Annotated in this window: 5 protein-coding genes; 2 read left to right on the top strand and 3 right to left on the bottom strand. The window is 58.9% G+C overall.

Annotated features, from left to right (window positions below; all coding sequences use genetic code 11):
• Window positions 1-1,691: ATP-dependent nuclease (locus P3T25_RS48275; RefSeq protein ID WP_429364813.1), on the top strand; the 1,691-nt coding region annotated here is incomplete at its 5' end.
• Between the two features lie 397 nt (window positions 1,692-2,088).
• On the opposite strand, the gene P3T25_RS48270 is transcribed toward P3T25_RS48275, so the two are convergent.
• Entirely contained in the window at window positions 2,089-3,795 is a 1,707-nt protein-coding gene (locus tag P3T25_RS48270; protein ID WP_154562305.1) for a 3-(methylthio)propionyl-CoA ligase, read from the bottom strand.
• A 440-nt stretch (window positions 3,796-4,235) separates the two neighbouring features.
• Here P3T25_RS48270 and P3T25_RS48265 point away from each other — a divergent pair, with 440 nt between their 5' ends.
• Complete coding sequence (locus tag P3T25_RS48265) at window positions 4,236-4,526, top strand: hypothetical protein (protein ID WP_154562303.1); 291 nt, start codon at window positions 4,236-4,238, stop codon at window positions 4,524-4,526.
• A 93-nt stretch (window positions 4,527-4,619) separates the two neighbouring features.
• Here P3T25_RS48265 and P3T25_RS48260 read toward each other — a convergent pair whose 3' ends face one another.
• A complete protein-coding gene (locus tag P3T25_RS48260; protein ID WP_154562301.1) occupies window positions 4,620-5,354 on the bottom strand; it encodes a phosphatase PAP2 family protein in 735 nt (244 codons plus the stop codon).
• An 823-nt stretch (window positions 5,355-6,177) separates the two neighbouring features.
• The gene (locus tag P3T25_RS48255; protein WP_035538937.1) at window positions 6,178-6,753 is read right to left on the bottom strand and encodes a TetR/AcrR family transcriptional regulator; all 576 of its coding nucleotides are present in this window, start codon (window positions 6,751-6,753) and stop codon (window positions 6,178-6,180) included.
• Window positions 6,754-6,871: the final 118 nt, after the last annotated feature.

Genomic DNA, 6,871 nt, shown 5'->3' with positions numbered 1-6,871 from the left:
ACGAAGACATCGAGGTCCAGGTCACATTCGCTGACCTCACCGACAAGGATCGGAACGAGCTTGGCAAGTACGCTCCGGCAGGGATCACGACCTTCACCGCGTGGAAGCGCCGCGGCCCAGAGGGGGCTGAAAGCTTATCTGCGAACTCGAAGAGCTACCCACCATTCAACGCCATCCGTGGTAAAGGATCCGCTGCCGATAAGAAGGAGGCTTACAACGATCTGCGGAGCTCTGATTCGTCGCTTGCTCTCCCGGCTTGGAGTAGCGCCGACGCTGCCAACCAAGTTATGACGACTTGGGAGGCTGGTCACACCGACCAACTCACCGAAGCGCCGGAGTCGCTGCAGACCAACTTCTTCGGCTTCAATAGCGGTGGCAAGATGAGTGGGCTTTTTGACTTCGTCCTAGTCACTGCTGACCTTCGAGCGAGCGAGGAGTCGATCGACGGAAAGTCGAGCATCATTGGTCGAATTCTTGAGCGTTCAGTCGATCGCGCTGCGGCTGATGAGGAGATCGCGAAGATCGTCGAGGAGTCACGCGCAAAGCAGCAGAATGTCTACGAGGAGAAATTCAAAGCGCAGCTTGAGGCCATAACGACGCAGCTCAACGAAGTCGTCACATCTTACTCGCCCGGTCGGGCTGTCACGGTTTCCCCTGCAGAGGTTGAACTCAAGGCCCCTCGGACCACATTCGAGGTGGCGGTACGCGATGGCACAACCGAGACTGCGGTAGAGCGACAGGGGCACGGTTTTCAGCGCACGCTTCTGATCTCTGCGCTTCAACTTTTGGCACAGTCAGGTGCGGCGTCGACAGAGGGCGTCATCTGCCTGGCGATCGAAGAGCCGGAACTCTTTCAGCACCCGATTCAGGCCCAGACGTTCGCGAAGGTGCTCCGGTCGCTCGCCGAGGACGCCGGTAAGCGCATCCAGGTGACCTATGCGACTCATAGCCCTTACTTCCTTGAAGCACGACATTTCGACCAGGTCAGGAGGCTGACGAGATCATCTGACGAGATTCCTGTGGTTACTGTCCACCTCGCGACGGTTGCTGACGTGAGGACCAAACTGAACGGCGTGGTGAGCGCCGATACAGTTGACCGCCAGCTGGACGGCATCGTGGCGAATCAGCTTGCAGTTGCACTCTTCGCGCATCGCGCTTTCCTCGTGGAAGGTACGACAGAGTCGTCAGTGTTCTACGGCATTGGCGATAAGACTTCTCTGGGCTCGATCGAGGCCGCTGGCATCTCCATCGTCCCCGTAGGAGGCAAGGCATCCATTCCACTCACACACGCGATCCTGACGTCGATCGGTATCCCTGTTTACGCGCTCTTTGATGCGGATGGAGGGTTTGAGGCGCGCGCGAAGGCCAATGGGAAGGCGCAAAGCAAGATCGATGAGGAGCGGAAGGGCCATGTAGCGGCGAATCGCGCTGCGCTTAAGTACTTCGGTCGAATTGAGGAGGACTTTCCATCTGCCATCGTTGCTGATCAGGTAGCAATCTTTGAGGATCACCTTGAATCGTTCCTGTCGGCGAACTGGGCCGAATGGATCACAGCCTGCAAAAACGTTGAGGCTGCCGCAGGTATCAGTCTCGCGAAAAATCAACTCGCATATCGGACTGCAACACTTAAGGCCGAGGGCGCGGTGCCAGAAATGCTCATGGGCATCCTGGCCAAGGTGGAGGGTAAGTAGTCGTGCATGAAATCATCTGCCCGCACTGTGGGAAAGCATTTAAGATCGACGAGGCTGGGCACCCATGTCCGGGGCGGGTCTTGTACACACAGATCGCCATAGTGAGGCCCGGCAGTTTCCGCTGTGGAAGTGTGAGTTCGCTGATGCTGGAAGCTGCCGTTCGGCTGCTCGATGCCGCCACCGTCAGCAATCCGCCACATTGCTGACGCGGAACCCAGCCCGCCCGAATGGCAGGAAAGGCCGAAGTGCGGCAGCAGCCTGTGCGAAGACGGATGTCCGAAGCACTCCGGAAGCCGCCATTTATGTCCCGCCAGCCCGAAGGGCTGATGTGGGTCGGCTACGGCCGGTTGCACCAAATGGCGGTGCGGTGGCGGTCCCTTTGACAGCCTCCTTCCGATTATTCCGCCGCAGGTTTCGACCCGGCGCCTCCCGTTGCGCGCTCGTCGGCAAGCGGACAGTTCTCAACTTCGAGCGCCGACGGCAGCAGGTGATCGCAGAACTGCTCGCGCAGCTTCAGTTTGTGCAGCTTGCCAACGGCCGTATGCGGCAATTCGTTGACGAAGACAACGTCATCTGGCATCCACCACTTCGCGACCTTGCCCTCGTAGAACGCGAGCAGTTCTTCGCGCGTGATCTCCGCGTCCATGCGTTTGACGACGACGAGCAGCGGCCGCTGCAGCCACTTCGGATGGGCGCAGGCGATGCAGGCCGCCTCTGCGACGGCCGGATGCGCGATCGCGATGTTCTCGATTTCGATCGAACTGATCCACTCGCCTCCCGACTTGATCACATCCTTGCTTCGGTCGGTGATGCGCATGAAACCGTCCCGGTCGATCGTGGCCACGTCGCCGGTCGGAAACCAGCCGTCGACGAGCGGCGAGTCATCCTGCTGGAAATACCGCTTGATCACCCACGGACCGCGCGTGCGCAGTTCGCCGAACGCGATGCCGTCCCACGGCAGATCGCGCCCATCGTCGCCGACGATCTTCATGTCCACGCCGTAGATCACGTGCCCCTGCTTTTCGCGCAGCCTGCGCTGCTCTTCCGGCGGCCGCTGTGATTGTTCCCAGTTCAGTTTTGCGACCGTGCCGAGCGGTGACATCTCGGTCATGCCCCATCCGTGAATGGCTTCGACGCCGTATTCCTCGAAGGTGCGCAGCATCGCCGGCGGGCACGCGGACCCGCCGATCACCGCGCGTTGCAGTGACGACAACCGCACGCCCGCTTCCTTCATGTAGTTGAGCAGGCCAAGCCAGACGGTTGGCACGCCGGCGGAATACGTGACGCGCTCCGCCTGCATCAGTTCGAACAGGGATTTTCCGTCGAGATCCTTGCCCGGAAGGACGAGTTTCGCGCCCGTGAGCGGCGCGGCATGCGGCATGCCCCATGCGTTCGCATGAAACATCGGCACGACGGGCAACACCGAGTCGCGCGCCGATAGACACATCGCATCCGGCAGCGAACCGGCGTACGCGTGCAGCACCGTAGAGCGATGCGAATACAGCGCGCCCTTTGGATTGCCTGTCGTGCCCGAGGTGTAACAGAGGTACGATGCCTGGCGCTCGTCGAGGAGCGGCCAGTCGAATGCGCCGTCGTGCGGTTTGAGCAACGTCTCGTAGCTGATGAGCGGTATGGGCGTCTGCATCGCAGGCAGATGCGCGTCGTCGGCAAGCGCGATCCACCCACGCACCTTCGGGCAGAGCGGCGCAAGGCAATCGATCAGCTGCGCGAACGTCGTATCGAACAGCACGTAGCTGTCATCGGCGTCGTTGATGATCCATGCGATCTGCTCGGGGAAGAGCCGGGGGTTGATGGTATGGCAGACGGCCCCGAAGCCCGTCGTGCCGTAATAGGCTTCCAGATGGCGGTAACCGTTCCATGCCAGCGTGCCGATCCGTTCGCCCGGCTGCACATCCAGCGCGATAAGCGCCTGTGCCAGTTGCTTCGCGCGTTTTTCGCAGTCGCGATACGTGTAGCGATGCACGTCGCCTTCGATGCGCTTTGACACGATCTCGGTCGTGCCGAAGTGACGTGACGCATGGGCCAGCAGTGAGGAAACCGTCAGCGGCACGTCCATCATCTGTCCGAGCAGCGGTGTCGTCATAGCCGAGTCTCCCTGCTATTGTCGCGAACTCGGAATCGCGTAAGAGTGCTAGGAATATCGGACATGGCACCCGCCCGGCAGCCGAGCCTTCAGGCTATTCAACATAGTTGAGGCCTGCGAGTGTTGCAAATAGATAAGATGCATATTGCTCATGTCCCGCGTCTGTAGCACCCGCAATCCGCGCACGGAGACTAGCCACGCGCATGTCAGACCGTAGTCGGCCAATTGCGGACGTTGGCTGAAGGCACCTGGATTTTGCACCGCTTCTCATGTTTACTACGGCGGTACAGTTACTACACTTGGTATGGGTCGCGGAAGTCAGGTGCGCGGCCTTCTCAATTACTTCCACGCACTACACGCTGTCGAAAAGAGCAGTTACACGCTGCACACATTGTTCGTGCGGCATGCTCGTTTCGCTGGTCAAACAGGAGGATGCAATCATGCAAACTGTTATAAGGAGATTTTCCGGAAAGGGTGCAAAGGAGTTGTTCGATCTGCTGGAGAAGCGCACGGCTGACGTCGAAGAACTGATGCGTTCGGTCAAAGGCTTTGTCAGCTACACCCTCGCACGCAGCGGCGATGGCGGATTCTCGGTGACTGTTTGCCAGGACAAGACAGGCACTGACGAAAGCGTGCAGAAGGCGAAGGACTGGATCGCGAAAAACGCCGGAAACACGGGCGTGGGCGCGCCGGAGATATCGGAGGGATCAGTCCTCATTCACCTGAAGTAACTTTGCCTTGCGACTGGCAGCGCGTGAGTTCAGCGGGCGGATTGGGACGTGCGCCGCCGGTCTCACCATCCACTCCTCACGCTCACGCTCACGCTATTGCCAGTGGTTGCCGGGCCCATAAGTTGCGGTCCCGTCCAGTCGTACTGCCTTTGAAACGGACTGCTCGAGCAAACGTATTTCCACCGACTGGGTTATCAGTTCAAAACACAAGAGAAACGCCAACGTATAACCGCCCCCGGGAAATCTCTGAATCCATCCCAGTATCGGCACCGCAAAACGCGTTCTGACGGAGTCCCGTGTCATTACGTATGTGATGATAATCCCGATCGCCGCACCCGCGAGTATGTCGGTCGGATAGTGCAAGCCGAGATAAACGCGCGGCATGCATATGAAGATAGCGGTGTACAAAAGCGCAAGCACGCCCACGCGGCGCCAGACGAGAAAAATTCCTGTCGCGACTGACATCCACAGCATCGCGTGGTCGCTCGGAAAGGAACTCCAGGTTCGCACGTCTCGCAGACTGGCGGATGGAAAGTGCAGGTGCAGTTCGGGGTTATAGATTGGCCGCACCCGAAATGGCAAATAATCGGCGAGAAGCCTGCCGATTGCGAGCGCCAGAAGGCCGCCCACAATCGTTGCAATGACCATTTCACGCTCCCATTCGCCACGCTGACTGGGTTTGAACCACATCCACCACAAAATGGGTATGAGCACGAGGCCCTTGAATGTATACAGGTCCGCGATTACCCTTATCGCGTGGTTAATCAGGTCGGAGCTAAAAGCGTTGTGCGTCAGGAAAGCTAGGATTGCTGTATCGAAACTGTTCATTCGGCATGTCCTCTTGGATTCATGGCTATAAAAATGCCTGGTTATCGGAAGCTGACGCGCGCTTTTCTCTCAACCGCGAATGAGCCAAGTATGCCACCCGGGACGTAAGGCACAAGACGAATGCAAAATAAGGGGCCCGGGGAGCAACGGCAGTGCCCCGACCTAAGGATCGGTTGAATCGCGCAGTGGGCGCAATTCACCGCGTGCGACGGCCACCGGCGCCGCGAACGAGTAGCGTACGAGCATGTTGACTTCGCGAGCGCGAAGTTAGAATGGCGCATGCAAGACATTGGGGCAAGCATCAATCGTTATCAGAAGTACGGGCGCTACTCGCCCATGATTGCGCTGATACGCCTCGCGGTAGACAGCATGCACCCGTTCGCAAGGGAGGCCGAGGCGCTCATGGCAGGGTACAGTGCAGCGGGTAGCGGATGACACGCTCGTCCCGCGAATGTACTAAAGGACGATGATTTCAAGCGATCCGTGGGTAGCTTCAGAAGCGGGTCGGGTTACCTTGAATCAATGTCCGCTTCGTAGAACGGTGAACGTCGGCTCAGGGTCGATGACGGTCTGACGCGAGTCGATCTCTGGCGATTACCCTATGCAATCAGGATCGGACCGTGATTGGCCATGTGCGGTCGCTGGGTAGTGCGACAGCTCAGCCGCTCCAGCGTCTTATCGCCTTCGTCAACAGCCGCTCAAAACTCCCGACACGATCAGTTGCATTCGTCACCTTTGCCAAGACTTTTGCGCATAGTGTCGCCGGCGTCGGTCATAGAGGACGCCATCCGACGCAATGCAGACAACAATTCGTTGGACTCGGTTACGTTGCCTTCTTGATATCGTTGCCAGGCCGATTTGTCAGGATGGCGCTCGTAATAACGTGAAAGAGATGATCCCCCCGTGGCGCGAATCCGGGCTGGCCGACGAGCCAGCCGAGCGCCGACATCAGGGCGAACAGGTCGACCCCATCAATATCGGCGCGCGCCGTCCCCTCGGCTTGAGCGCGGAGCAGTAGTCGCGCGCCCGCCGAACGCAGCGCTGTGCTCGAAGCATGAAGCGCGGAGTCCGGGTCCGCGTGCGCGGTCGCAAACAAGGCGCAAATACCGCTATAGCTGCGAACGAATGCCACCCCATCGCGAAACCAGGACACCAGCGCTTCGTCAGGTGGATTCGACGTTTCGAGTTCGGCCGCCTGCTGTATCAGTTCGTCCACGTTCATGCGCAGCAACGCTTCGAATAAGGCTTCTCGTGTCGGGAAATGGCGAAATAGTGTCGCCAACCCGACGTCGGCCCGGCGGGCGATATCTCGCATGGACGCCTCGGCACCATGCTCGGTGACGACGTCACGCGCGACTGCAAGGAGATGGTCGTAATTCTTTCTGGCGTCAGCTCGCATAAATTGCCTTGACAAACGGATCGGTGATCCGAATATAATGAACCTGTATCCGGATCAGTGATCCACAAGATACAGCACATTTGTGCAGATGGGAACAGAGGCGCAGTACGACACCACG

This window comes from Paraburkholderia sp. GAS32, from assembly GCF_050434225.1.
Classification (GTDB): Bacteria; Pseudomonadota; Gammaproteobacteria; order Burkholderiales; family Burkholderiaceae; genus Paraburkholderia; species Paraburkholderia madseniana.
The sequence above is the reverse complement of the archived record's forward strand: the minus strand, read 5'-3'. Positions and strand labels throughout refer to the sequence as shown.

Coding starts and splice junctions, on each gene's coding strand:
- P3T25_RS48270 (WP_154562305.1), bottom strand. CDS start 3,795: ATGACGACACCGCTGCTCGGACAGATGATGGACGTGCCGCTGACGGTT.
- P3T25_RS48265 (WP_154562303.1), top strand. CDS start 4,236: ATGCAAACTGTTATAAGGAGATTTTCCGGAAAGGGTGCAAAGGAGTTG.
- P3T25_RS48260 (WP_154562301.1), bottom strand. CDS start 5,354: ATGAACAGTTTCGATACAGCAATCCTAGCTTTCCTGACGCACAACGCT.
- P3T25_RS48255 (WP_035538937.1), bottom strand. CDS start 6,753: ATGCGAGCTGACGCCAGAAAGAATTACGACCATCTCCTTGCAGTCGCG.